This window comes from Microcoleus sp. S13_C5 (assembly GCF_036700845.1).
Classification (GTDB): Bacteria; Cyanobacteriota; Cyanobacteriia; order Cyanobacteriales; family Microcoleaceae; genus Microcoleus.
The window spans coordinates 1-25,056 of the sequence record NZ_JAUBPR010000098.1 but is presented as its reverse complement, the minus strand read 5'-3'; the positions used below and the strand labels follow the sequence as shown (position 1 = coordinate 25,056).

The following is a 25,056-nucleotide window of genomic DNA, read 5'->3' as shown; positions in this document are numbered from 1 at the left end:
GGCAATCGTTTGGGAGTTTTGTGTTTCCGAATCTATCTTCCTTTCCTTCTGCTTGAATATCTGCGGAATGTGGGTTGTTAGACAACGGGTACCACCCTGAGAAAATTACTCAAGCCTTGGAGGAGATTTATCCTCAGATTATGGCTAAGATTCAATTTGAACTCTCCGCCAAGCCATCAAAAGCCGAAAAGCTCGCTAAAGGGCAATCGGGATTTGTGCCTGTGGCGGCTAGATGGGTGATTGAACGTTCAAACGCTTGGGTGGAAAGATGCAAAAGTTTAGTCAAAAACTTTGAGCGCACACTCGCTCGTTCAAATGCCAAACTCAAGCTTTGCTTTATCAGACTGATGCTTAAAAGACTAGCCACCGCGTAAAAAGATCTCAAATGGGTTCTATACGATCGTCGGCGTTGCTTAGTGATACCCTAATTCAGCAACGGCTTTTTTTATAGTCATATCATCGAGGCGATCAACGCTTTTCCCTTGGCCGTAAATCTCGCCAGATTTCTTGATGACATATGTGCAAAAAATACAGTGCTAAATTCAGAAGAGCTAATAATTTAGTGCCATCTTCTAACATCGCGTGTACTCCTAGACTTTGAGACTCAAAAAGATCCTCAAACCGTGAGATAGCAAACAAGAGGAATGCTAGGACTAATGGCAGGTAAGGAGTGGTTTTGATGTATCGCCAAAACTGAACTCCGTAAAGGAAAACAGCCGTACCATAACACAAATAAATAAATTTGATAGATATGCCCAACCGAGAAAGAATCAAAGTAATCCGAAACCTGTCATCCAGGAAAAAGACTCCGAGTAGTAAAGCACTAAAAAACAAGAATATCGCCGATCGACTCCGTGGCTCTTTTTGGCGCAGCAGTCCGAAAGTAAATGCACAAGTTGCTACTGGGATGCACCAGAGGACTTCGGAAACTCCGGTGAGAATGCCTTCGTAAGGGAACCAGACATTAAAAGGATCGCTAAACAGGCGTTCAACTGCGTCTCCCTGCTTGTTGAGTTTGGCGTATAGGCTCAGGCAGACCAACATCAGGACAGTCAGAGTGTTGAAAGCAGCTAAAAACGGGACACAAAAAAACTTTTTTTTGAAAAATTCTAAAGAATTTGCAAACTGGGGAAATTTATCGAATACAGGCAGATGCTTCATAAAAAATGTCTCTAAGCAATAGAGTTCGTTACTGATTCACTGGTAGCCAAACCACAAAGGTAGTGCCGTGATCGGTTGGATATAATAAAGGATCGGCAGCAGATGGCAGCCATTCATGATTGAGTGGGGAAAATACTTCTATTTCTCCTTGCATTTGGCGGACTAAATCGCGGGCGATCGCCAAACCCAATCCTGTGCCCGGAATTTCTGTCTGCGCTTTTTCTCCCCGGTAGTGCCGCTCAAATAAATGCTCTAAATCCTGGGGGGGAATGCCGGAACCAGTGTCGCTGACTGCAACTGCTATGGCAGGCAATTGGCTGTATCCTGCCCGATCGCCATCCGCTGCTTTGTACCTGACTTTAATATAAATTTGGCAGCCAGCAGGGGTATATTTCAAAGCATTGTCAATTAAATTGCTCAAAACCTCGCGCAAAGCTCGATCGTTCGCCCAGACTGGTGGCAAATCCGCCTCCAGGTCGGCTACCAATTTCAGATTCCTTTCAGATGCGATCGCCTCGGCGGAAAGTAACAGCGGTTTTAAGACTTCTGCCACAAAACAGGATTCCTGCAAATTGGCCGCAGGTGACAGCGACAGAGGAGAATGCCGCCGGATTGATTCCACATTGGACATTGCTTTTTCTGAAGTGCCCGATGGCAGTTTTAGATGCGCTTCGCCGGTGTCAACAGTTCGATCGAACTGGCCGAGCAACTCTTGCAGCCGATCGCTCTCTCGGACAATACTAAAAGCCACATTGCGGTTTTTGTCTTCCGGTACCAGCCGCCGCGCTAACAACTTGCCAAAAGTTCGCAACGCTGTCAGCGGACTTTTGAACTGGTGGAGCAAATTGTGCATCGTGTCGTAAACCTGAGCCTGGATTTGCCGACTCGTACCCAATTCCTGCTGCATCCACTGCGAGCGCTGGTCTAAAATGCAGGCTAGGGCTAAGGTGCGAGCAATTTGTTGTATTTGAGCCTCCTCTGGCTCGTTCCAAGGCCTGTCTTGCCGACCGCTGACTAGGAGTCCCATTACAGCTCCCTCGTGTATCAGAGGCGTCACAATTTGCCTGCGCTGCTGCCACACATTCTCCGGGCCTTGACACTGATGGGAACTGCGCTCATTACCCGGAAGCGGTTCGGGTGCGATCGCCCCTACGGTTGATTCTTCCACAGGAAGAACCGGTGGCGCTAGTAGTCGCGGCAATGGTTTTACTGTCGAGCTTTCGGGAGATTGCAACCTCAACCCCTGATTTTCTTCTGATTCGGCTGAGGTTTCTGGGTAAACTGCGATCGGCACCAACTTTGCTTCGCTGCCTTCTACCAACTCTTGTGTCAGGTATACCGCGCTGAATTTCGCTCCCAAACTAACGGCGATGGCCACCTGCGAACGGCAAAGTTTGACAAATTCTGAACTGGCTGGCATTAACATGAGCGCCACATTAAGATATCTAACGGAATTCTAAGTAAATTACAAATGATCGGCGGCCGATTACTGATGAGAGACTTCTAGATTTCAGATTTCTTCCCTTTGATAGAAGGCAGCTATGTTGAAGGCATGGGGCTTTCATGAACTAAAATTGCCCCGCATCGCCCTCCGCGCAGCTTCCACCGATCCCCAACCTGGGCTTTTGGTGGAACTTGCGGCCAACCCTACCACAACCGCTACACTTTTGTCGATCGGCACGAATGTTAAGATTATGTCGATATATTAAAAACAGTTGAAATTTTGAGCTAGAACGGATATACTGGCCTCGGATTTGGTAGCTATCATTACAACCTGTCTGCTCATACTGTCTGCTCACAGAGGAGGTAAAGAAATTGGCCAGGAGACGCAAACGCAAGAGTCGCCGCCGACAAGAAGGACGCAGAATTTTAGAGTGTGTGCCTCAATATAGCATCGAGAGCGGCGAAGATAAACCCGTAACAGCGGCTCGCAAGTTCATCCATGCAGAAGGCATTGCTCCCCCAGCTTTGCTGTTAGTCAAGCGTAACGAGCATACCACTGACAGATACTTCTGGGCTGAAAAAGGTTTATTTGGAGCCCAATACGTAGAAGAGAACCATTTCTTGTTTCCCAGCTTAAAGGTGATGTTGGAAGCTACCACGGAAAAAATTCCTGTGGTGTCAGCGGGTCGCGCATAGCTCAAAATGTTTAGCTCAAAACATTGACAGCAATGTTTTTCTAAGTCTTTTAACAAAAGCGCGAGAGTTCTCATTGTCTGGAGAGTGCCAACTGAAATTTCTGCGAAAAGTCCTTAGAAATTAGGGTATAAGGAGCCATCGCAACAGGCGTGATCGCAGCCCAAGGGCGATCGCCACAATTGGCACTTTCACGATAATGGTTTTTTTTTGACTGTTTGGTCGATCGAACAAGTCGATCAAAAAAACAGCCACGGGTTTATCAACGAGAGAGTCGCTCTTGAGTCATCGGTTTGTCAGCTAGAAGTCTAACTACGGCATCTAGCATATCAAAAAACGTTCCGCGTCAAACTTTTAATCGATCGGTTTCAAATCTAAAGCTTTTTGCATGGCTGCTAGTTCATCGCGGTGAGCTCGGACAGTAACAAAGCTCTTGGTTGGGCTTCCCGACTCAGCAACTGATTCGAGTTTGAGGGAGACTTGCTCAGAGCGTCCAGCTTTTTTCCAGTAAAATACCCCCGCCAGCGGGGACAGCAGTACCAAAGCTAGGAAAATTTGACCCTGCTGAGGAACTAGCATTCCCAAAACCAGTCCCAAGCACAGAGCGCCGCCTGCACTCAGCAGAGTTAGAAAAATAGCTAGAAACCAACTCGGCCGCACAAAACCCTCAAACGTGACTTTATAGTTAGGGGCATCGACGGCTGCAACTCGGTAAGCTCTCTGGGCAAAATACTGTTGTAAGTCGGTTAACAGTGACTCTTGGGCGCTCTCGGAAGCCAGCTTGACTTGTTCGATTCGATCTTTGACTGAAGCCTTGATGAAGAAAAACAAGCCAACAGCCAGCAGTAGCGTTAGCACAAATGTTGAAGGAAGAACAGCAGTATCCATCGGTAGAAGTTTGTGTAATTGAAATTATCTACTATTACTTTACAGAACTTGACATAGGAAAGCGATCGAGGACTTACGCAGACACTTTGTTATCAAAATTCGCAGAAAGCTTCTTCTGCAAGGCGTTTTGCTCTCCATCACCCAATTCCCATATCTCCTCATCGTCGCTAATTCTCAAGTGACAATGCGTAAGTCCTGACGTAGTGTAGCTGCTTTAATCGCTGTGCCGCGGGCGATCGAGCAAAGCGAAGGCAATCGGGCAAATCGCTTTGCAAGTAGCGCCAGCATCTCCAGGGTTGAGGCATCCGATTCAAACTCGGCTAACCCGTGTGACCAGTTTCTAAGGCGTGGGCTCGACGCTCTGAAGCGCCGTTTCCCTGACCAATGTAATCGTGCCAGAGACGAGCGAGGTCTTGAGCTTGGTGCCGCCACTCAGCGAGGATTTGATACATCCGGCGGGGGCGGCCACGTCCTTCTACTTTTTTCCAGTAACCGGTGATTACGCCTTCATCTTCGAGGAATTTCAGAGCGCTGTAGAGAACGGTATCAGAAAGTCGGTAGATGGGGAATTCCCTCTCTAGTTGGCCAATCAGTTCTGTACCGTAGGAATCTCCGCGCAATAACACGGAGAGAATGTAACACACAGCTAATTCCTTGTTTAGATAAACAGGAGGGGGGTCTTGAAAAAATTGATAGATATGTTCAAACTTCATCTGTCTTGTCCGCTGGAAACTCTCGTGATACCGTCAGGTTAACGGGAGAGGAAAGCGGGGCGGGGTGTGCCGCTTCCTAATGATTAAGTGGGACACCGGGGAAACAGAGGTGCAGTATTTCCCCAGTGAATGTTGATAGCCCCAAACGCTTGTTCTGCACTTCGGTAATGTTTGCCTGCGCCTTGGTTGAGCAGCACTGGCGTAACTAGCGCAATTTTTTCCTCTTCCAATCTATCGCAGCGACTATTGTCAAGTGTGCGATCGCCTGCAAGAGTTGGCAGTTACTTTGGAAGTTAGTGTTTCAACTGAATTTGCCGTTGATGTTTGCCTTCTAGCTTGGTTTTAAACCGAACTCAGGCCTAACATAGCCCGAAGTGTAAAAGTTAGAAAGACAAAAGTCGCTACAATGGAACTAATCAGGGCGATCGCAGTTGCCGGTCGATCGAGCAGGGGTTTGAGTCGCTCGAACAGGAAAAAGAAAATTCCCAGGCATATCGTAATGAAAAAACGCGGGTAGCGAGAGACGTTATTAATAAAATCTTGCATGAGCTTGGTGGGGTAAAGTGTCACAGCTCGATCTTTGACTGGTAACACTTGTGAGCGAGTTAGACAATTTTGGCACAGCCAGAGCTAAATCTGCCGATCGGGCGATCGGGCATTTTTGCCGGCGAGGCTGACATATATAATTCTAACGAAAACTTTTCGCCGATGGCTCCGGCACTGTTTGTTTAATGCCACGCGACCTCCGGTAAGAACTTCAGAAGTATTTCTATTGAGTTCTAGTTGTGATAAATATTATAGGGCCGTTATTTCTAGATAAATGTCTGCTTCCGCACCTTCTTTCGTCTTGCCACGTCCCTTTCTGAAATGGGCAGGAGGCAAAACTAGGTTGATTGAACAATATCAACCTTATTTTCCTGAAAAGTTCACAACTTACTACGAGCCTTTTTTGGGTGGCGGAGCTGTATTTTTTTACTTAGCACAGCAGCACCCTGGTTTGCAAGCTGTTTTAACAGATATTAATCCTGAGTTGATTAATGCTTATCGCTGTGTCAGGGATAAAGTTGAGGAGGTGATTCTACTTTTAGAGGATCATCAGTTAGAACATACCAAGGATAATAAAGATTATTATTACTGGGTGCGATCGCGCTCCTACACAACAGATACAGAAAAAGCAGCACGCCTAATTTACCTAAATAAAACTTGTTACAACGGCCTCTACAGAGAAAACTCAAAAGGTGAATTTAATGTTCCCATAGGTCGATACAAAAATCCTAACATTTGTCAAGCAGATTTACTGCGATCGGTCTCATCTTTACTCGCGCCCGCTCAAATTGAAGTCAGGAAATTCGATGAAATTTTGGATTTTACTAGAAGCAGCGAAGACTTTGTTTATTTTGACCCGCCTTATTATCCAATCAGTGCCACCAGTAACTTCACGACTTACAGCCGGGATAATTTCAAAGAATCGGAACAGCTTAAACTGAGAGATATTTTTGCCGAACTTGCAGAACGGGGCGTGAAAGTTCTGCTGTCTAATTCTAACTGCGATTTTATTGAAAAAATCTACAACGATAGTCAAGCTTTTCCCAATAAATCTGTTCCAAAGCTAATTGAAATTTCAGCATCTAGGGGAATAAATTCTAATAGTTGCAAGCGCGGGAAGATTAAAGAATTATTAATAGTTTCATTTTAGCTTACACTTAAGCAAACTCTCTAATTAAGCATATCTTGTAGAAGCAATACGTGTTTGCCCCACACCCGGCAAAGTTCCGTAACTCCTGTTACAGATATTTGTTAGCCCAGGTAATGAAACCTTCGAGCTTGTGAACTGCCAACAGATTTTGATTGTCAGGAATTTGTTTTTTCAACCAGTCGATCGAACCTTGCCTCATACCGTCACCGCCCACTATCACAATAGTTGGAACCGGATAGCAATTTTTAATATTTAAATTGAGGTAAGGATACTTCTCATCAACTGAACCTTTATCTTCTTGCCACTTGCACTCAACAATTAGACCCCGAGGAAACAAACCGGAACCAACAATATAAAAATCGACATTTATTTCAGTTTCATAGATGCTAGACCCAATATAAACTTGTTTAGCATATCGCTTGGAATTTTCGGTAGAGATTAAGAGCCAATCTCGCTTGCGCTTTTTCGGCAACTGGGGGCATATTTCGAGATATCCGTGGCCTCTCAACGTACCTTCTACAGTTGTTTCTAAAACAAAACCAGTTTTATTGGCTCGACAACCCCTATTCATTTTGTTTTCCCCTGAATATAATTTGAATTAAGCCGATCGCACTTGAATCACCCCTCGGTCGAAAACCCGTTTGTCAGTACCGATAGAACTGACAAACATCCGGTCTTCATAAACATCAAACGTCGCAAAACTCAGGCGGCTAGCAGAATACTCCGTCCACTCAGAACGACTCACCGGACGAGTGCCCGCGCCGGCACCGCAAATTAAATAAGTCGTACCGTTAATCGAGCGAGTGCGTTCGTAACTATGCTCGTGTCCGTTGATATAAAGCTGCACGCCGTACTTTTGAAACAAAGGCGCCAAAGTCTTAATAAAAGATTGATTCGATCCGTAGACGCCAGAGGAATAAATCGGGTGGTGGCCGAACACAACTTTCCAAGGTGCGGTGCTCTGACTCAACTCTTTTTCCAGCCAAACAAGCTGATTTTCCCAGTCAGCATTGTGATTGGTATCTAAAGCAAAAAACTGTACCGGATCGCGCCGAAAAGTATAGTAGCGACCTTGCATATTAAAACCCGCATATTTAACTTGCGGATCGCCATTAGCAGTGCGGATGTCGTGATTTCCCAGACAAGCATAAAATTTTACGTTTTGCTGCAATAACGGCTGATAAGGCTTCTCGAAAACAGCATTAATTTTTTCAAATTCGCCGTTATTGTAGATATTGTCGCCAGCTAGAACAGTAACATTAAAAGGGTTTTCCCGGTGATATTGCGCCATCGCCTCAGCCACAGCATACTGACCTTCAGCCCCGGTACCGGTGTCGGCTACCGAAATAAAGCGTAAAATAGGCGGTGAGGCCGGCAAAGGAACGATCGCCCTTTCTCCCTCAACGTTAGAAGGCACAGCAGCATTGGCGTCTGTACCCCAGGCAGTCCGAAGCTGAAACATTTTCCAGACTCCGGCAAAACCTAAGCTGCTGAGACTGCCTAAAATTAGAAAGTGACGACGTTTGATGCTCATTTGGATTCGGTTACAACTAAGTTAAATGATAAATTAAGGTTGAGATGACTCAACTAAAATTTATCTCGTTTAGATATATTTGCAACGCCCCAAGGCAGAGAAAATGTCAGAAGAACAACTAAACCAGTCAACTCCAGAACCGTCTCAATCTCCGACACCGGAGGTTGATTCGGCTGCAAAGTCTGCCCCCACGGCCAGCAAAACTCAAAATGCCAGCAGCGCGGTTCCCAAAAATCAGAGAATCAAAACTTTGATGGCATCGATTGGGAATTTGGGAAAAAAAGGCAAAAAATTACCAGCCGAACCCTCGTTGCAGCAAGAAAAGCCGATCGTACCCACCGCTTCTGACTCAGCAACAGTAACTCCTCCCGCTGTTGCTGCGGAAGTTAACAGCGTGCCACCAAAAGTTGCTGTAAAAGTTGATAAAAAGCCTGTATCCCAACGCAGGGAAGGGAGCTTTTTACAGAACGTCGGTGTACTTTGGCAAAGTATTGTGCGGCTAGTGCGATCGCTACTGCCACCATCTACGAACCAGAAGCTGTCCGATCCAATTTTAAACGCCGCCATAGCAGCAATTCTGATCGTTGTAGTCGGTTTAACTCTCAACAGTTTTTCGGCAAAACCGCCGGAGAAACTAGCAAAAGTGCCTCTCCCAGCAGGGCAGCAGTCGCCGCCAACTTTTGGCGATTTTGTGGGGCAGGAAACGCCGAAATCGCCAGAGGCGATCGCACCGTCTGAGCCAATCTCTGCTAAATTCAAAAGCAAGTTGCCCGATTTAGTGGCTCCGGAAAAACCGCAACCAGTAGAAATTATCCCACCGCCACCGCTGACGCCCGAACAGTCTCTGATTGCTGCGATTCAAAATCAAGTTACTGACATTAAGAATCGACTGGGTGGCGGTTTAGTTGAGTCTGTTCAAGCTAATTTTTCCAGCAGCATTTTGACAGTAAAAGTCGCTGAAGATTGGTACAAACTCAGCGAAGTTGAGCAAAATCAACTAGCAACGAAGATGTGGAAGGAGGCTAACTCACTCGATTTCAGCAAGTTAGAAATTGCGAATATGGAAGGCAAGTTAATAGCTAGAAGTCCGGTTGTTGGTTCGGAAATGATTATTTTATACAGAGGGGTTAATTAGAATTTAAATAGTCTGTATCTGTAAAACGTCAGGCCAGCCTTACAGTCCCGGACGCAGCACCTAATTATGTAGGTGTGCAGTGCACACCTTACCGCTGTTTATTTTTTTGAGGATATGGAACTTTTCTCAAATCCGACAGAATGCTACCATTAAATTAATTAACTTTGAGGAAAATTGAAAAATGACAATTTTAACTCAAGTCGAACAGCTAGAAATTGAATATCCCAGCAGCGACGGAGAGCCGATGGCTGAAAGCGACATCACGCGCGATTACATGACTTACAGCGTAGAAGCTGTCAAGCTTTACTTTCAAGAACGTTCGGATGTTTACGTGTCAGCCAATTCTTTCATTTATTATGAACAAGGGAACAACCAAGCGGTTGTTGCTCCTGATATTTATGTGGTGTTTGGAGTTGCCAACCGCAAAAGGGATAATTATAAAGTTTGGGAAGAAGGCGGAATTACTCCCGATTTTGTGTTAGAAATTACTTCGGAAACAACTCAAACGAAAGACCAAGAAACCAAACCAGAAATTTATCGGGCTTTGGGAGTTAGGGAATATTTTCAGTATGATCCGTCGGGAGATTATCTGAATCCAATTTTACAGGGAGTACGTTTAATAAACAATCAGTATGAGCCGATTGCAGGCAATAATGTCGCTTTCGATACGCTGTGGTTGTTCAGTGAAGTGCTGGGATTGGAATTGCATCTAATTTCAGGAGAATTGAGGTTTAGAGTTCCTGAAACGGGTGAGTTTTTGAAGACTCACAAGGAAGAAAACCAGGGAAGACGGGCAGCGGAGTCAACATTACGATCGCTCGTAACTCAACTCTTAAATTCTGGAATGAGTCTGGAACAGGTGGCGCAAATGATGAATTTATCGACTTTGGAAGTGAGACGATTGGTAGGGGAAAACTTTTGATCGATCGCACTTTCCCCAGATATCAAGGATAGTGCGATCGAAGTATAACAAAAAATCGGAACAGTCAACAGCCAACAGTCAACTATTAACTAATGACTAGAAAGGCTTATTAGTAGGTTTAAAACCCTGCTTTTGAAAATAGGTTCGGAATACCTCTTGAGCAACTGGTGCCGCCGAGACAGCACCAAATCCGCCGCCTTCAACGATAACTGCGATCGCAACTTCAGGTTTGTCAGCGGGAGCAAAACCCACATACATAGAATTGTCAGGATGACCGGGCATTTCCACAGTCCCAGTCTTACCTGCACTTAAAGGAATAGTACCGTCATTCATGGCGCGGCCTGTACCTTTTTTCACCACATCAATCAATCCTTGTTTAATGACGTTTAAAGTTGCCGGCTTAATACCTGTTGGAATTTTTTGAGTTATAGGAGTATTGGTTTGAGAAGCCAATAAATGCGGCTGCACTCGCGAACCGCCATTGGCAATAGTTGACACCATCACAGCCAATTCTAGGGGAGTACAAAGTACCAAACCTTGACCGATCGCCATTGTTACTGTATCGCCAACATACCAATCTTCCCCATACATTTTCTGTTTCTCTGCTGGGATCGGAACTTGACCGTGATTGGCGCCGTCTATCCCCAAAAGATCTAAATTAATAGTACCGCCAATGCCCATTTTTTTAGCCCATTTCGCCATTTCTTCCGGGCCTGCGGCCATACCTACTTGATAGAAAAACGTATTGCTGCTGTAGGCTAAAGCATCGCGGAAACCGATAACGCCGTAACCAGAGCTGTGTTCGTTAAAAGTAATTCCGCCGATGTTAATTGAAGCAGAACTTACCAAAGTCGAGTCAGGAGAAAACTTGCCAGACTCCATCCCAGCTACAGAAGTTACAATCTTAAAAGTGCTGCCGACTGGATAGCCTTGAACGGCCCGATTTAAAAATGGTTTGTCTGGCCCTTGCAGCCGATCCCATTCTTTTTGAGTTACCTTGCGGGTGAAAATATTGGGATCAAATGTCGGCCAACTAGCCATTGTTAAAAGAGCGCCGGTTTTCACGTCGATCGCCACAACTGCACCCAGGCGATCGCCCAAAGCTTTTTCCGCAGTTTTCTGCATATCTAAATCTAAAGTTAGCTGCACGGGTTTGCCGGGAATAGGCTCTTTTACACCTAAATCTTGGATTTCCTCGCCCTTAGCATTTACCTCGATTAAACGGTTTCCCCAAACGCCCTCTAAAGTTGAATTGGCTAATTTTTCAACTCCCATTTGACCGACGATCATTCCCATCGGATATGCAGGATTAGCTTTTAATTGATCTAAACTAGCTTCGCCGACGTATCCCAAAAGATGAGCTGCTAATTGCTGGTTGGGATTGTCTCGGCTCGATTCTACGCGAATTTCAACTCCCCGCAAAGTATTAGCTTGCTCTCCCAACGCGACGAAAGTACCTACATCGATATCCTTACTAATTCGCACTGGCAGGGCAGATCTGTAGCCAACTCCATCGATTTTTTTGATAATTTCGGCCGCGGGAAGTTTGACGATTGGGCTCAGTGTAGCGGCGATCTCTTGCCAGTCCTTGGCCGATCGCTCTTTTGGCCACACATAGACCGACCGAGATACGCGGTTGGCCGCAAAAATTTTGCCGTTGCGGTCTAAAATTTGACCGCGATTCGCTGCGACTGAAACAGGGCGAATGCGGTTATTTTCCGCCCGCTGTCGGTTGTAGGCTCCCTGTACCAGTTGCAGTTCGGCTAGACGAAATATTGGTAGCGTCACCAAGGTAGTGACGAGCAGCATAAAAACCATAACTTGGAGCGATCGGCTGCCTTGCCGTGCAGGATTGTCCAAGCCTTTTTTGTCGAATCGGACTTGAGAGTTAAAAGAAAAATCGCCAGCCATATTAATTAATCTGCTCTTTTTATTCAACTAACAGGTAGATACGGTTTGCATCCGGATTATTTGGCGGATGATACAGGGATTATAACTTCTCACTCTTTAGTGACAGACATAAATTCGGCCCGTTGGCAGACGAATCAGCCGGATTCTTTGATTAAGGTAGATGTTAAATATCAGGTTTTTTTAACAATTCAACTATTAAGGAGGTACGGGCGCTGTGGAACCGATCGACTTTTTGATTGCTTGGCTGGTGACGGGTAGCAGCTTGCTACTGATTTCTCAACTCCCGATCGGCGTAGAAATAGACAGCACACCGAAAGCAGTTTTTTCTGCTGCGGTTTTGGGAATGTTGAATGTTTTAATTTTGCCAATTCTGAAAGCAGTTTTTTTCGTCCCGAACCTACTGACGCTGGGGTTGCTTTCCGGCGTGTTTGCTTTTGTAATGAACGTGATTGTTTTTGCCTCCGCTGCGAAGTTAGTTGAAGGATTTAGTTTGCGGATGGGCCTTTGGAGCGCCGTACTGGGGGCGATCGCCTTGGCTGTAGTTAGCAGCTTTATCAACGGCGCACTGATTTAGTAACTTCCCCTGATTAAGGGCGATAGAAATCGCCGGATATTTCCCATCCTTAGCTGGCGCGTTGCCTGTGCCTACAAGCGATTTCTATCGCCCAATATTTATTATCCCTTCTTCCGTATCCGCTCAATAATTCGGGGCGGACTACCCACTCAGGAACGATTTTGCGTCATTTGAGGTGCATCGTTGAGCGATTTACCCCGGATTATTGAGCGGATACCTTCTTCCTTCAATCCGTTACATCCGTTACATCCGTTAAAAAATCCGTTGTCGAACTTCCTTCAATCCGTTACATCCGTTACATCCGTTAAAAAATCCGTTGCCGAACTTCCTTCAATCCGTTACATCCGTTAAAAAATCCGTTGCCGAACTTCCTTCTTACTTCCCCATCAGCGACTTATAGGCTGTCACCTTAAGATCAATTCCAGTAATATCTGTCCCGACAACAACAGCCGCCGCTCCTAACTCCAAGGCTTTTTTAGCCATTTCCGGCCCCGATATCCCGCCTTCGCAGATAACAGGAACCTTAAGCTTTTCTACCATTTCCGCAAGCAAATCAAATCCCGGCGGCGATAAATTTTCCGTCTGGGGAGTATAGCCAAAAAGAGTAGTTGCTACAGTATCTGCACCAGCTTCCGTTGCCGCGATCGCAGCTTCTATTGTATCTACATCCGCCATCACTAATTTGCCCAATTCGCTGTGAATTCGCCCGATTAATGTCTTTAAGTCTTCGCCACCAGCAGGACGGTTTCTCAGAGTAGCATCAACGGCGATAATATCGGCTCCAGAAGCGGCGATCGCCCGCGCGTCTTCAAACCGAGGAGTAATGTAAATCTCGCATCCCGGCAATTGCTGCTTCCAAATCCCAATTATGGGAGCGGATATCTGTTTTCGCACCGCTGCAATGTGAGCCGGAGTGTCAATCCGCACGCCCGAAGCACCTCGATTGATGGCGGTTCGAGCCATTGCCGCAATTACGATCGGATCGTGCAGCGGCGAATCAGCAGGTGCTTGACAAGAAACAATTAATCCTGTAGGAATGTGACAATTAATCATGGGGAATTGCGGATGGGGAATGGGTAATTGGGAATTACAAATTATACCAGTTCAAAAAAAGAATGTAACTGTAGACCATATCCCAACCCATATCCAATGAGTCATTCCCCAATCTCAAATCTCAAATCTCAAATCTCAAATTGTATTACCCATTACCAATCCCAGCCATTAAAGAAATAATTTTGTCCAGCAATTGCTCAGGGTGAATCGGTTTAGCCAAACAATCGTTAGCTCCCGCCGTCACGAAAGATATCTGATCGGGCGGAATTTCATTAGCGCTTAAAGCTAGAATCTTAATATTTTCAGTAGCTGGTTTTTGGCGCAGTTGGTGAATTATTTCGCAGCCATTCATACCGGGCAAACGCATATCGACAATCACAGCATTCGGCTGCAAAAGTTCAATTTGTTCCACCGCCGCCGAACCTTCAATCATCCACACCACTTGCAGTCCTGCTGCTGTCAGGATATCGCAAATCAGCATGGCAGTTTCTTCATCTTCTTCCACGAGTACGAGGCTGCCCGGCGAGGAATAATGCAGCGGTAAAGAGGAATTAGATTTTTCATAGGTGAATTTTGTGGATTCATCTTTGCTTAGAGTTTGGATGGGTATAAAAACGGTAAAAGTAGAGCCGACATCAACTTTAGAGTTGACTTCGATCGCGCCGCCGTGAAGCTCTACTAACTGTTTAGTTAAGGCCAATCCCAGACCGGTGCCGCCGTATTCGCGGCGGTAGGGGGAATCCAACTGCTGGAATTTTTGAAACAAAAGAGATCGCTGATTTTCGGGAATTCCAATGCCGGTATCTTTGATTTGAAAAACAGCGGTACTGCCAGCAGGTGCAGTACCGGGCTGCCGCACTACGGGCGTTCGATTTTTATCTTCTGTCACCCAAACTCGCAGGATGACTCGCCCGCCTTTGGGAGTAAACTTAATCGCATTTCCTAAAAGATTGAAGAGAATTTGTCTCAAGCGGCGCGGGTCAGCGATGAAGCGATCGCACTCTTGTTTTATCCGCTGTTCTTGCAGCAGTTCCACGCCTTTAGTCGCAGCTTTTTCTTTGAGGGCGTGCAGGCTCTGAGAAGCTAATTTAGAAAGTGAAAATTCACTAATTTTTAATACTGCTTTTCCCGCTTCTACTTGCGATAAATCTAAAATATCGTTAATTAATTCTAATAAGTGGTCGCCGCTGTCTCGGATAGTTTGCAGGTACTGCCGCTGCTTTTGCACTGGCACTTCTTTACTGCCAACTTTCCCGTAAGACCACCGCAGCAGCGTGTCGGAAATGCCGATGACGCAAGTGAGAGGAGTCCGCAATTCGTGGCTCATAGCTGCCAAAAATTCGCTTTTGGCGAGGCTGGCAGACTGGGCAGCAACCAGTGCATCGCGCAGTTCTCGCGTGCGCTCTATTACGCGCTGTTCTGAGGTGCGCTTTTGCTGCTGGACTTGTGCATAAAGTTCGGCTTGGTAAATGGCGATCGCCAAATGTTCTGCTATTTGTCGCAAAAATGTTTTTTTGCTTTCTTCCCACTCGCGAAAAGTACACTGGTGGGCAATTAGTAGCCCCCACAAGTCGTCTTGAACTACGATCGGCACTAGCAACTTCGCCCGCACCTTGGCGCGCCGCATCAACTCTAAAAAACAAGGGTGCGAAGAGTAAGTTGTTTCCACATCCGCGACGCACAAAGCCAAACCTTTGCGATATTTCTCTCGGTCAATGACTCCATGGGTAAAACACTGGGCGTCTTCAGTAAAATTCAGTACAGACGAGATAGCATCGTTGGCTAAAGCTTCGTAGGTAACGCGACCTAAATACAAGTAAGACCCGGAATTTTCTTGGATTTCGCCAGACCCAGAAACCGCCGCAGGTATTTCTTTAGCTAACTCGCCCTTGTGCGGCGCTGGGACTTTTTCAAATTGATAAATTAACAGGCGATCAACCTCCAAAAACTCTCGCACTCGCTCGACTGCTTTTGACAAAATTACAGGCAATTCCAAACTCTGGCGGATTTGAGTTGTGACCTGATTCAAAAGTCGCTCTTGTTCAAGCTGCTGCTGCAAAGCATCTTCTACTGGCTGACAAAATGAAATGCAGGGACTGGCAATTTGTAATTGATTGACGGCTTCAGCAATCTGGCTCTGTAGCGTTTCTGGATCTATAACTTGGGACGCTAATTTTCCCTCTATTTCTGTTTGGCTGTCTAGGGACAGGGGATTATTTTGGCTAGCATTGGCAGCGAGAATATCCAGCAAATTTAGGGTGAATTCGCTTTGAAGAACGGCCGAGTTGGGCTTTATATTTTTAATTCCTTGTTTGAGGGCGCGAATGTCAATTTGCCAGGAGGGTGCGGGCGTTATTTCTGCGAGTTTGTCTGCTAGGGGAGACAGGAAATTGGCGATCGCCTCGGGGTCGAAAGTCAACTGCACATTCAATTCCGAATGGAGATTTTTTTCGCTGTGCTTGTGTCCGTTTGTTGCGAACTCATCTAATAGATTGCCCTGCAGCAGCCCGCTAAAATGCTCTGATACCACTGCTGCAAACCTTTCCGACGAATTTTCCCGACTTTGAGAATCAGCGATCGCATCGTCGGTGAGCCAAATCGCCCCTGGGATTTCAGCCATTTGCTGTAACAACTGGTAAGCAGCCTCAAAGGTTGCTAGCGGCAAAGTCCGATTTAAGGTTTTTGGTTTCAATCTAGATATTTTCCCGGTTGTTTTAAAGAACAAAATATGAATGCCCCTGTTGTGAGGACGGAACCTGGCGCACAGCAGGCGCGGCCGATCCAACAGACTTGAGATGACAGTAGTCAGAAAGTAGGTAATAGAAGGCCCCGGGGTCAGAGAGCTAATTTCTCCCTATAGTTCTCATCTTTCTTCTGGGCGAGTCACCCGCGCTCCAGCGCTTTACGAGCGCGAAAGCGGTAGGAGGACACGGGGGGAAGGGATACGGCTGTATGATCGATCGCTTCTGGTTTTGTTTGTGAACCGGGTTGTTGATGGAAACTAAGCAATTCCACTCCCATTGCTGGGGTGAAGTTAGCACGCGCCTTTGTTTTCTGAGCTTGTTCGGCTAATGCCACGTCCTTAACCCAAATAAAAATGTTTAACCCTTAACGACAGAACAGGGGACTAGCTACGCATCCGCTTGGTGTCATTACTCAAAAAACCTAGACATCAAAGGTGTCAGGCTGCTCAACTGAAAATGAAGTTTGAGGCCCCAAGCCCAGTCACTTGAGTGTTGGGTCGTTGACTACTTTCAACAATCTTATTCCAGTATAATATTAATATATAATTTGTTAACTTGTACTTAACACTATCCGGGTAAATGAGCAATCCAACTCAACTCACCCCCGATTTCACGATCGGACATCTGCCGTGTCACGACTTCCAAGTGAGCGCTGCAACTCCAGGACAGGTAGTGGCTGAAAGATTTGAGCAAGAACCCGACCTGCCGGGAGTCATTATTACTCATGAATCACAAGTATTGGGCATGATTTCTCGGGTCAAATTTCGAGAGCAAATGAGTTTTCCCGATCGCGTAGAACTTTACGGGTCACACCCGATTCGAGCCTTGTTAGATTTTATTAGAATTCCACCTTTGCTGCTTTCGGAAAACTGGAAAGTTGACGATGCTGTCCAAGCTTCTTTCAACAGGCACAAAGACTTGATTTATGAGCCGATAATTGTGGTAATGGAAGACCAGAGCCACCGCCTTTTGGACGTTCATAGTCTGGTGATTGCCCAGTCGAAACTGTTAGCGCAAGCCAACAAACTTATTCAAAAATACCGAGGAGAAAGACAAAAATATTTGGCGTTACTTCAACAAGAACAGGCTAAGTTTCACGAATGTAATGAGCTTTTAAAAATCCACCAACGTCAAGCAGAAAAGTTGCATACCCATCCCAGTTCCCAGCAAGTGGCACTGGTCAAACAAGCTGAAGAAATTGCTCAAATGAATCAGCGATTTGTGAGGATTGCGAAACTAATTTCTTCGGAAGGTCGCCAAGCGTTTCAAGCTACTTTTCAAGGGGCTAATTCTATTTGCAACAATACAGATAAAATTTTGGGCGTGGGCAAAGCAATAGCTAATGATTTAGAAACGGTTAACCGCACTTCCCGAACCATCCGGGAGGCGATCGAACAAGTCAGGCATTTAGCAGTACAGGTGGCTGTAGTTACCAATCAAATGGGAAGTCAGCCCAGCGGTCTGAGCAAAGTGAGTCTAGAAATTGGCAGACTGGCAAGTAAAACTTTTGAATTGGGGACTCAAATGGAGCAAATTGCCAGCCGGTTTAAACTTCGAGTTCACGAACTCACGGAGGCAGCAAGAGCAGGTGCTAATGTGGCTAAATCCGTGACTATCAAGATCGATCGCGCAGAAATGGCACTCCTAGAGTTAGAAGAATTAATAGCCGAAAAAAAATTCAATTCATTGACCCCTATCCAAGAACCTTTGAGAGTCATAAAAAGTGTTGCCGCTGATTCTTTAGTTCAAGATAGAGAACACGCCGAAGTAGCAGTTTCCGAGTTGGAAGACTTAGCCAAATATCAAGATTCCTCGCAATATCTGATTCAAAAGATTCAGCAGGCGCTGAAGTCTAAAAAGCCATAAAATCCCAGCCCGAATCTAATGAAATAGTCCGAGAGGACAACAAATAATATCAAAATAATAGTTTACAATTATTCTATTTCAAGAATACTATTTGTTATACTGAAGGTGGGGAATTTTTACATTCAGTTGTAAAAAGGCTATTTCATTAGCCCCAAAAACCGATAAAAAGTTCCAAGAAGAGTGGGAAGGACAGGTGACGTTTATGAAAATCCTGCTAGTAGAAGATGACACAGTTACAGTCAGTTTGCTGACTCAAGCGCTGAACTCTCACAATTACAATGTGAATGCGGCAGTAGACGGTGAAACAGCGTTGCATTTGGTGCAGGCATACGATTACGACCTGATTGTTTTGGATGTGCTGATTCCTAAACTAGACGGCATTAGTTTGTGTCGAAAATTGCGAGCATCCGGCTGCCAAATGCCGATTTTACTGCTGACAGCGCTAGATAGCAGCAACGATCGAGTCCAAGGTTTAGAGGCAGGTGCAGACGATTATGTGGTCAAACCCTTTAATCTCGAAGAATTAATCGCTCGAATTCGGGCTTTGCTGCGCCGGGGTAAGGCAACTTTGTCGAGTACAAATTTGACATGGGAAAAGCTGCAAGTCAACCCGGACACTACCGAAGTAACTTATGCCGAAAAAGTGCTGCACTTGACTCCCAAAGAGTACAATTTGCTAGAACTTTTTCTGAGAAATCCCCGGCGCATTTTCAGTCGCAGCGCCATCCTCGATCGCATTTGGTCGGCCGGCGAATTTCCTCAAGAAGAAGCCGTTACCGCTCACATCAAGGGGCTGCGGCAGAAGCTGAAAGCAGCCGGGATGACTGTAGATTTAGTGGAAACCGTGTACGGATTGGGCTATCGGCTCAAAAGTTTGCCGGAGGAGATTGAGAGCCAACAAGTTGGGCAGGAAACGGCAGAAACTGCTAAAACTCAAGAGACTTTATCTAGTGAATCCAGCGGGTCGAAGCCGGAATTAAACAAAGACGAGCGCCGTCTCAAAGTCTTGAATGCGATTGCCCAAATGCGGGGAAATTTAAAAGCTAATTTTATAGAAAAGGTGGCGATATTCGATCGCGCGATCGCTCAACTGAAAAGCGGAACCTTGGAGGGCGAACTGCGCGAGGAAGCCCAGGCTCAAGCTCACAAATTAGTCGGTTCTTTGGGAACTTTAGGGCTGCCGAAAGGTTCAGAAGTTGCGCGCCAGATAGAACATTTGTTCATGGCTGAAAACATCTGGAAACCGGATACGGCTCAGCAGATTGAAGGATTTCTGCAGAAGCTCACACAGATATTCGATCACCCGTCGTCCGAACCAGAAGGCGATTTGGTTCCTGCTGTTTCCCAAAAGCGCCGAATGCTGATTGTGGATGATGACACTTTTGGGAGCGATCAACTGAAAACAGTAGCATCCGGTTCCGGCTTCCAGATAGAAGTGGCCAACTCTCCGCAAGCGGCAAGAAATGCGATTTCTCAACAGCCTCCCGACGCGATTTTGCTGGATTTGACATTTTCCAGATCTCAGGAAAACGGACTTTCTCTATTAGCCGAACTCCGCAGTGAAAAGCCGGAAATTCCGGTGATGGTTTTTAGCGGGCACAATCAATTGAGCGATCGAATAGAAGTTGCTCGTTTGGGAGCTTCGGGCTTTTTACACAAATCTATGCCCCCAGCAGATATACTCAAAGCAGTCGCCCAACTACTCGACCAGACTGGCCCTGCTGAAGCAAAAGTTATGGTGGTAGACGATGACGTGCATCTATTGGCTGCACTGCAAGTGATTCTACAACCTTGGGGATTTCAAGTAACAACATTGGACGATCCCGAAAAGTTCTGGGAGGTACTCGAAACAACTTGTCCGGATTTGCTAATTTTAGATGTGGAGATGCCCGGTTACAGCGGTATCGAGCTGTGTTTGGCCGTTCGCAACGATTTACGCTGGAGCAAGCTCCCCGTGCTATTTTTGACAGCTCATTCCGAGTCGGAAATAGTGCGCCAAATGTTTGTTGCAGGTGCTGACGACTACGTGAACAAGCCGATCGTGAAACCGGAATTAATTGCTCGCCTCCTAAATCGTTTGGAGCGGACTCAACTCAGAAACAGACTGGCTCAGGCACAGCGCTAATCCCATTTTAGATTTAAAAAATTAAAGAATTAAAGAATTGAAGAACTGGGAATGAATGATGAGATATGGGTTTCGATCACGTACCTACAGTTGTATTCTTTTTTTTAAATGGGATAACTAGGAGCAAATATGCAGTGCGTGTCCGAAACAAATCAGGAAGCCTTAGCCAAGACTTGGGATTGTTAGATTGTGTGATTCTGACGCGGTGCTGTTGATTGATGCTTGCCCGCTGATCAAGAACACAGGCTAATTTAGAGAAGTATTAATCAGATGAAAGCAATGGTATTGCCCTCAGACACAAGCACTCTCAATAACAGCGACTGCGAACTAATTTATGCCCCGGGTTCGATTCAACCTCACGGCATCCTTTTGGTGCTGGAATCTCCGGCGTTGAAAATTTTGCAAGTTAGCAACAATACTTTTGAGGCGATGGGCCTTTACCCCGAACAACTTTTGAATAAATTTTTAGAGGAATTTGTCGAGACTGAGGAAATTGAGGCTATTGAAAAAGCTTTATTTGAAAACGACCAACAACGTAACGGTATCAGATTATCATTCAAAAGTCAAGACCGCAAGTCTTTTTTTGAGGGGACGCTACATCAATCAAATTCAGCATTAATTGTTGAACTAGAGTCTGTTGTTTCCCCAAAAACGAGCGATTATTTCAATTGTTATAATTTAGTCCAAGAGCCGATCGACAAAATCCACAAAACACCAAACCTGCAAGTGCTGTGTCAGACAGCAGTTGAAGAAGTGCGGAGGATGATCGGTTTCGATCGAGCCCTCGTCTATCAATTTGATGCCACAGGTGCGGGGCAAGTTGTCGCCGAAGATAAAGTAGAAAGTTTGGCTCCTTTATTGGGACTGCACTACCCGGCTACCGATATCCCCCCCCAGGCAAGAAACCTCTTCAAGATGAATTTAATTCGGTTTATTCCCGATATTAACTGTCAGCCTGTAGAACTAATTCCTCACTGCAATCCGCTGACGGGTCGCCCTTTAGATCTGAGCGGTTCTTTGTTGAGAACAGTTTCGCCTTGCCACGTTCAATATCTCACAAATATGAACGTTGCCGCTAGCATGACCCTGACATTAATCAAAGATAAGAAACTCTGGGGATTGATCGCCTGTCACCATCCAACACGAAAATATGTCAACTACGAAACAAGAACGGCTTGCGAACTGCTAGCCAAGTTTGTGAATCTAGAACTTAGTTACAAACAAGATAGCGAAGACCGGGAATATGCAATTTATTTAAAAGAACTTTGCCAAAAATTTATCACGGAAATTTCTCAAAAAAACTGCTTTGTAGAAGGTTTACTAACATACCGCGATGAATTGCTTGCCTTAGTGGGCGCTACCGGTGGAGTTGTGTGTGCCAATGAAAATTTAACAACCATCGGGCAAACCCCGGAAGTCGTAGAAATCGAAAACTTAATTGCTTGGATAAAAACTCAAATAAATAATGATATTTTTCATACAGATTCTCTCTCAAAACTGTATCCCCCCTCCCAGAAGTTTAAAGAAGTTGCTAGCGGTTTACTGGTACTTGCCATGTCCGAGATGCAAAATTATTACATTTTGTGGTTCCGTCCCGAAGCACTTCAAACTGTCAACTGGGCCGGTCCACCAGAGGGGCAGATTGAACTTCAACCGGATGGCAGCCGATTGATGTCTCCTCGCATTTCCTTTGAGTTGTGGCAAGAAACTGTGAGGTCAAAATCTTTGCCTTGGCAGCCGTGCGAAATCGAAATAGCCCGAGAACTTCGAGTTGCTATTACTAGCATTGAGTTGCGGAAAATCAATCAGCAGCTTAGCTTAGCTTTGTCGGCTACCAAAATCGGATTTTGGGACTGGGACGTGCAGAAAAATCGCATAGTTTGGTCGAGGGAACACGAAGAGTTGTTTGGGTTGACCCCGGGTACTTTTGCCGGAACTTATCAAAGTTTTGCAACTTGCATTCACCCAGAAGATTTAAAAAGTATGGAGAATGCTATAAATCAGGCGATCGCCCAGCGAGGAGATTTGTGTCACGAAACCCGCGTGGTTTGGCCCGACGGCAGCATTCACTGGATGGAGGGGAAAGGTAAGTTTTTTTACAACGAAGTCGGCGATGCAGTGCGGATGGTGGGGACTGTTACAGAAATTACCGATCGCAAAGCTAGAGAATTACAGTTGCGACTGTTGGAATCAGTAGTCACCACCACTAACGACGCCGTGTTAATTACCGAAGCTGAACCGATTGAAGAACCGGGCCCGCGAATTCTTTATGTCAACCCAGCTTTCACGCGGATGACCGGCTATACGCTAGAAGAAGTTGTGGGCAAAACGCCGCGCATCTTGCAAGGAGAAAAAACAGACCGCGCAAGTCTCCATCAAGTTCGGACAGCTTTAGAAACCTGGCAGCCGGTGCGGGTTGATTCGATCAATTACCGCAAAGACGGGACGGAATTTTGGGTAGAAATGAGCATTGTGCCCATAGCGGACGAAAATGGTGAGTTTACCCACTGGGTATCAGTGCACCGGGATATTAGCGATCGCAAACTTGCTGAAGCCGCCCTCCAACAGCTCAACGAACGGTTAGAAATGCGAGTTTTGCAGCGAACCAGAGAACTAGAAAGCTCTCAAGCAGAACTCCGGGAAAGCGAAGCTTTATTTCGCTCTCTGAGCGAGAGTTCCCCCGTGGGCATTTTCAAAATCGATACTGAGGGGAAATGTACCTATACAAATCCTCGCTGTCAAGCAATTGGTGGCTTCACACCGGCAGCAGCTTTAGGAAACGGCTGGATGCGGTTTGTTCACCGCGAAGACCTCAAACTAATTCTGTCTAAGTGGTCTCAATCGCAATCGCTAGATGGGGAATTTTCCTGCGAATTCCGCCACATCCAGCGAGACGGAACCATCCGGTTTTGTCGGCTTAAAACAGCTCCGATTTTTTCCGACAGCTCTCAACTAATTGGTCACGTTGGCACAGTCACAGATATCACCGAAAGTCGGGCAATTGAAAAAATGAAAAATGAGTTTATTTCGATTGTCAGCCACGAACTGCGAACGCCACTTGCCTCCATTCGCGGTTCTTTAGGTTTGCTGGCGGCTGGGGTACTGAAAAATCGACCGGAAACTGCCAAACAGATGTTAGAAATCGCTTCGAGCGATACCGAACGGTTAGTGCGTTTGGTAAACGATATTCTCGACTTAGAACGGCTCGATTCGAGCCAAGTTATCCTCGTCAAGCAGTGGTGCGATGCCCAGGTTTTGATGCGTAAGTCTGCAGAAGCTGTACTTTCTTTGGCTGCGGAAAATAACATTGATTTGTCGATTTTGCCGGAAACAGCCCAAATTTGGGCTGACCCCGACAGAATCGTTCAACTGTTGGTAAATTTGTTGAGCAATGCGATTAAATTCTCGGCTCCAGGGAGTACAGTAACTGTCAGGGTTGAAGATTTGGGCGATCGGGTTTTATTTGAAGTCAAAGATCGAGGGCGGGGGATTCCTAGAGATAAACTAGAAACTATCTTTGGACGGTTTCAACAAGTCGATGCTTCTGACTCCCGCCAAAAAGGAGGTACTGGTTTGGGTTTGGCTATCTGTCGCAGCATAGTACAGCAGCACGGCGGCAGAATTTGGGTCGAAAGTGTTGTCTCACAAGGCTGCAGTTTCTATTTCACAGTGCCTGCACCGTTGGAAGGCGAAGGGGGAAAAAGTTTGGAGGTTTGAGATTGCTTTGGTAAGATCTCGCTACAGCTCAAGTTCCTGGCAACCCACGCGGGTAGGATGATTTTGGGAGGCTGATATGTTCATTTTTCTGTTCAGGGTTAAAGTAGGTGAGCGGCACAATATAGCAACCGCGCCCGACGATTAGGACGTTTTTAAGTGCTGAAACTCTTAATTTTATTGCTTATTCCTTCTGCTATATCTGTCAAGAAACCCGGTTGATGAGGCAGCGTGCGTAAGTCCTTTTTCGGTTTACCATGATTAATTTAAAATTTGAGTTTTAATTATGTCAGCAAAGCGCATTCTGGTCATCGATGATGAAAAAAACCTCTGCAGCGTGATTCAGGCCTGTCTGGAACATTTAGGCGGCTGGATTGTACTAAGCGCGCCCGACGGCAGCCAAGGATTGCTTTTAGCTGAAACTCACCTCCCTGACGCTATTTTGTTAGATGTGATGATGCCGGATATCGACGGACTTACTCTGTTTGGTTTGCTGCAAAACAATACGGCTACTCGCGGGATTCCGGTGATTTTCCTGACGGCTAAGGTGCAGGCGATGGATTTGAGCGAATTTGCTGATTTGGGGGTAGCGGGGGTGATTGCAAAGCCTTTCGATCCTTTGAGTTTGGCACAGCAAGTGGCGGAAATTCTGGGTTGGGAACCGTTGCTTTAAACTGGGGTAAAATACATCGCAGATAGCATATCAAACTCGGCAGTTGAAACTGTTAGTATACAAACAAAGTCTGCTCAGCCCGACGGAAGAATCAAGGGGGCATTAAAGCCGGATGACGATCGAAAATCCGCTTTCTAGTACAGCTCGGCGTAAGTAGACAGACTATATTTGTGGTAGAATAACATAGTTAGTTTAGACCAGTTCCGGTAGG

The 25,056-nt window shown here is 45.9% G+C and carries 23 protein-coding genes; 11 read left to right on the top strand and 12 right to left on the bottom strand.

Going from position 1 to position 25,056, the window contains the following annotated elements:
• The first annotated feature begins 140 nt into the window (after nucleotides 1-140).
• Nucleotides 141-374, top strand: coding sequence for a hypothetical protein (locus QUA04_RS21875; RefSeq protein WP_333260614.1), 234 nt, complete (start codon nucleotides 141-143; stop codon nucleotides 372-374).
• 94 nt (nucleotides 375-468) lie between these two features.
• Here QUA04_RS21875 and QUA04_RS21870 read toward each other — a convergent pair whose 3' ends face one another.
• Together QUA04_RS21870 and QUA04_RS21865 are read right to left on the bottom strand one after the other, a co-directional pair.
• A complete protein-coding gene (locus QUA04_RS21870) occupies nucleotides 469-1,161 on the bottom strand; it encodes a hypothetical protein (RefSeq protein WP_333260611.1) in 693 nt (230 codons plus the stop codon).
• A 28-nt stretch (nucleotides 1,162-1,189) separates the two neighbouring features.
• Entirely contained in the window at nucleotides 1,190-2,581 is a 1,392-nt protein-coding gene (locus QUA04_RS21865) for an ATP-binding protein (protein WP_333260609.1), read from the bottom strand.
• A 121-nt stretch (nucleotides 2,582-2,702) separates the two neighbouring features.
• Here QUA04_RS21865 and QUA04_RS21860 point away from each other — a divergent pair, with 121 nt between their 5' ends.
• Complete coding sequence (locus QUA04_RS21860; RefSeq protein WP_333260606.1) at nucleotides 2,703-2,870, top strand: hypothetical protein; 168 nt, start codon at nucleotides 2,703-2,705, stop codon at nucleotides 2,868-2,870.
• 106 nt (nucleotides 2,871-2,976) lie between these two features.
• The gene (locus QUA04_RS21855) at nucleotides 2,977-3,300 is read left to right on the top strand and encodes a DUF3155 domain-containing protein (protein ID WP_015176770.1); all 324 of its coding nucleotides are present in this window, start codon (nucleotides 2,977-2,979) and stop codon (nucleotides 3,298-3,300) included.
• Nucleotides 3,301-3,651: 351 nt separating this feature from the next.
• Here QUA04_RS21855 and QUA04_RS21850 read toward each other — a convergent pair whose 3' ends face one another.
• From QUA04_RS21850 to QUA04_RS21835, 4 genes are all read right to left on the bottom strand, one after another.
• On the bottom strand, nucleotides 3,652-4,185 hold the full coding sequence (locus QUA04_RS21850; RefSeq protein WP_333139608.1) for a cofactor assembly of complex C subunit B: 534 nt from the start codon (nucleotides 4,183-4,185) through the stop codon (nucleotides 3,652-3,654).
• Nucleotides 4,186-4,505: 320 nt separating this feature from the next.
• On the bottom strand, nucleotides 4,506-4,898 hold the full coding sequence (locus QUA04_RS21845; protein WP_333260603.1) for a PadR family transcriptional regulator: 393 nt from the start codon (nucleotides 4,896-4,898) through the stop codon (nucleotides 4,506-4,508).
• Nucleotides 4,899-4,981: 83 nt separating this feature from the next.
• A complete protein-coding gene (locus QUA04_RS21840) occupies nucleotides 4,982-5,128 on the bottom strand; it encodes a hypothetical protein (RefSeq protein ID WP_333260600.1) in 147 nt (48 codons plus the stop codon).
• 112 nt (nucleotides 5,129-5,240) lie between these two features.
• A complete protein-coding gene (locus QUA04_RS21835) occupies nucleotides 5,241-5,444 on the bottom strand; it encodes a DUF751 family protein (protein ID WP_190657763.1) in 204 nt (67 codons plus the stop codon).
• Between the two features lie 274 nt (nucleotides 5,445-5,718).
• Here QUA04_RS21835 and QUA04_RS21830 point away from each other — a divergent pair, with 274 nt between their 5' ends.
• Nucleotides 5,719-6,594 (top strand): DNA adenine methylase, encoded by an 876-nt coding sequence (locus QUA04_RS21830; protein ID WP_333260598.1) that lies wholly within the window; start codon nucleotides 5,719-5,721, stop codon nucleotides 6,592-6,594.
• Nucleotides 6,595-6,682: 88 nt separating this feature from the next.
• Here QUA04_RS21830 and QUA04_RS21825 read toward each other — a convergent pair whose 3' ends face one another.
• Nucleotides 6,683-7,165: a PD-(D/E)XK nuclease superfamily protein gene (locus QUA04_RS21825; protein ID WP_333260595.1), complete on the bottom strand. Its 483-nt coding sequence runs from the start codon at nucleotides 7,163-7,165 to the stop codon at nucleotides 6,683-6,685.
• 27 nt (nucleotides 7,166-7,192) lie between these two features.
• Nucleotides 7,193-8,128, bottom strand: coding sequence for a metallophosphoesterase (locus tag QUA04_RS21820; RefSeq protein WP_333260592.1), 936 nt, complete (start codon nucleotides 8,126-8,128; stop codon nucleotides 7,193-7,195).
• 103 nt (nucleotides 8,129-8,231) lie between these two features.
• Here QUA04_RS21820 and QUA04_RS21815 point away from each other — a divergent pair, with 103 nt between their 5' ends.
• Together QUA04_RS21815 and QUA04_RS21810 are read left to right on the top strand one after the other, a co-directional pair.
• Nucleotides 8,232-9,263: a hypothetical protein gene (locus QUA04_RS21815; protein WP_333260589.1), complete on the top strand. Its 1,032-nt coding sequence runs from the start codon at nucleotides 8,232-8,234 to the stop codon at nucleotides 9,261-9,263.
• 181 nt (nucleotides 9,264-9,444) lie between these two features.
• A complete protein-coding gene (locus QUA04_RS21810) occupies nucleotides 9,445-10,185 on the top strand; it encodes a Uma2 family endonuclease (protein ID WP_333260586.1) in 741 nt (246 codons plus the stop codon).
• A 96-nt stretch (nucleotides 10,186-10,281) separates the two neighbouring features.
• Here QUA04_RS21810 and mrdA read toward each other — a convergent pair whose 3' ends face one another.
• Nucleotides 10,282-12,096 carry a penicillin-binding protein 2 gene (gene mrdA / locus QUA04_RS21805; RefSeq protein WP_333260583.1) on the bottom strand — a complete coding sequence of 605 codons (1,815 nt, stop codon included), beginning with the start codon at nucleotides 12,094-12,096 and terminating at the stop codon, nucleotides 10,282-10,284.
• A 214-nt stretch (nucleotides 12,097-12,310) separates the two neighbouring features.
• Between mrdA and QUA04_RS21800 the strand changes: the two genes are divergently transcribed.
• Complete coding sequence (locus QUA04_RS21800; RefSeq protein WP_333260580.1) at nucleotides 12,311-12,670, top strand: phage holin family protein; 360 nt, start codon at nucleotides 12,311-12,313, stop codon at nucleotides 12,668-12,670.
• A gap of 375 nt (nucleotides 12,671-13,045) precedes the next feature.
• On the opposite strand, the gene QUA04_RS21795 is transcribed toward QUA04_RS21800, so the two are convergent.
• The 3 genes from QUA04_RS21795 to QUA04_RS21785 all read right to left on the bottom strand — a co-directional run bounded on the left by QUA04_RS21795 (nucleotide 13,046) and on the right by QUA04_RS21785 (nucleotide 16,801).
• The gene (locus QUA04_RS21795; RefSeq protein ID WP_333260577.1) at nucleotides 13,046-13,723 is read right to left on the bottom strand and encodes an N-acetylmannosamine-6-phosphate 2-epimerase; all 678 of its coding nucleotides are present in this window, start codon (nucleotides 13,721-13,723) and stop codon (nucleotides 13,046-13,048) included.
• A gap of 145 nt (nucleotides 13,724-13,868) precedes the next feature.
• The gene (locus tag QUA04_RS21790; protein WP_333260574.1) at nucleotides 13,869-16,415 is read right to left on the bottom strand and encodes an ATP-binding protein; all 2,547 of its coding nucleotides are present in this window, start codon (nucleotides 16,413-16,415) and stop codon (nucleotides 13,869-13,871) included.
• A 191-nt stretch (nucleotides 16,416-16,606) separates the two neighbouring features.
• The gene (locus QUA04_RS21785; protein ID WP_333260572.1) at nucleotides 16,607-16,801 is read right to left on the bottom strand and encodes a hypothetical protein; all 195 of its coding nucleotides are present in this window, start codon (nucleotides 16,799-16,801) and stop codon (nucleotides 16,607-16,609) included.
• A gap of 245 nt (nucleotides 16,802-17,046) precedes the next feature.
• Here QUA04_RS21785 and QUA04_RS21780 point away from each other — a divergent pair, with 245 nt between their 5' ends.
• The 4 genes from QUA04_RS21780 to QUA04_RS21765 all read left to right on the top strand — a co-directional run bounded on the left by QUA04_RS21780 (nucleotide 17,047) and on the right by QUA04_RS21765 (nucleotide 24,845).
• Nucleotides 17,047-18,333 carry a chemotaxis protein gene (locus QUA04_RS21780; RefSeq protein ID WP_333260569.1) on the top strand — a complete coding sequence of 429 codons (1,287 nt, stop codon included), beginning with the start codon at nucleotides 17,047-17,049 and terminating at the stop codon, nucleotides 18,331-18,333.
• 202 nt (nucleotides 18,334-18,535) lie between these two features.
• Nucleotides 18,536-20,458, top strand: a complete 1,923-nt coding sequence (locus QUA04_RS21775; protein WP_333260566.1) for a response regulator — start codon at nucleotides 18,536-18,538, stop codon at nucleotides 20,456-20,458.
• Between the two features lie 270 nt (nucleotides 20,459-20,728).
• Entirely contained in the window at nucleotides 20,729-24,175 is a 3,447-nt protein-coding gene (locus QUA04_RS21770; protein WP_333260563.1) for a PAS domain S-box protein, read from the top strand.
• A gap of 283 nt (nucleotides 24,176-24,458) precedes the next feature.
• Nucleotides 24,459-24,845: a response regulator gene (locus QUA04_RS21765; protein ID WP_333260560.1), complete on the top strand. Its 387-nt coding sequence runs from the start codon at nucleotides 24,459-24,461 to the stop codon at nucleotides 24,843-24,845.
• Nucleotides 24,846-25,056 lie beyond the last annotated feature (211 nt).

Coding starts and splice junctions, on each gene's coding strand:
- QUA04_RS21810 (WP_333260586.1), top strand. CDS start 9,445: ATGACAATTTTAACTCAAGTCGAACAGCTAGAAATTGAATATCCCAGC.
- QUA04_RS21850 (WP_333139608.1), bottom strand. CDS start 4,185: ATGGATACTGCTGTTCTTCCTTCAACATTTGTGCTAACGCTACTGCTG.
- QUA04_RS21835 (WP_190657763.1), bottom strand. CDS start 5,444: ATGCAAGATTTTATTAATAACGTCTCTCGCTACCCGCGTTTTTTCATT.
- QUA04_RS21870 (WP_333260611.1), bottom strand. CDS start 1,161: ATGAAGCATCTGCCTGTATTCGATAAATTTCCCCAGTTTGCAAATTCT.
- QUA04_RS21780 (WP_333260569.1), top strand. CDS start 17,047: ATGAGCAATCCAACTCAACTCACCCCCGATTTCACGATCGGACATCTG.
- QUA04_RS21770 (WP_333260563.1), top strand. CDS start 20,729: ATGAAAGCAATGGTATTGCCCTCAGACACAAGCACTCTCAATAACAGC.
- QUA04_RS21775 (WP_333260566.1), top strand. CDS start 18,536: ATGAAAATCCTGCTAGTAGAAGATGACACAGTTACAGTCAGTTTGCTG.
- QUA04_RS21795 (WP_333260577.1), bottom strand. CDS start 13,723: ATGATTAATTGTCACATTCCTACAGGATTAATTGTTTCTTGTCAAGCA.
- QUA04_RS21875 (WP_333260614.1), top strand. CDS start 141: ATGGCTAAGATTCAATTTGAACTCTCCGCCAAGCCATCAAAAGCCGAA.
- QUA04_RS21865 (WP_333260609.1), bottom strand. CDS start 2,581: ATGCCAGCCAGTTCAGAATTTGTCAAACTTTGCCGTTCGCAGGTGGCC.
- QUA04_RS21845 (WP_333260603.1), bottom strand. CDS start 4,898: ATGAAGTTTGAACATATCTATCAATTTTTTCAAGACCCCCCTCCTGTT.
- QUA04_RS21820 (WP_333260592.1), bottom strand. CDS start 8,128: ATGAGCATCAAACGTCGTCACTTTCTAATTTTAGGCAGTCTCAGCAGC.
- QUA04_RS21765 (WP_333260560.1), top strand. CDS start 24,459: ATGTCAGCAAAGCGCATTCTGGTCATCGATGATGAAAAAAACCTCTGC.
- QUA04_RS21860 (WP_333260606.1), top strand. CDS start 2,703: ATGTTGAAGGCATGGGGCTTTCATGAACTAAAATTGCCCCGCATCGCC.
- QUA04_RS21815 (WP_333260589.1), top strand. CDS start 8,232: ATGTCAGAAGAACAACTAAACCAGTCAACTCCAGAACCGTCTCAATCT.
- QUA04_RS21830 (WP_333260598.1), top strand. CDS start 5,719: ATGTCTGCTTCCGCACCTTCTTTCGTCTTGCCACGTCCCTTTCTGAAA.
- mrdA (WP_333260583.1), bottom strand. CDS start 12,096: ATGGCTGGCGATTTTTCTTTTAACTCTCAAGTCCGATTCGACAAAAAA.
- QUA04_RS21825 (WP_333260595.1), bottom strand. CDS start 7,165: ATGAATAGGGGTTGTCGAGCCAATAAAACTGGTTTTGTTTTAGAAACA.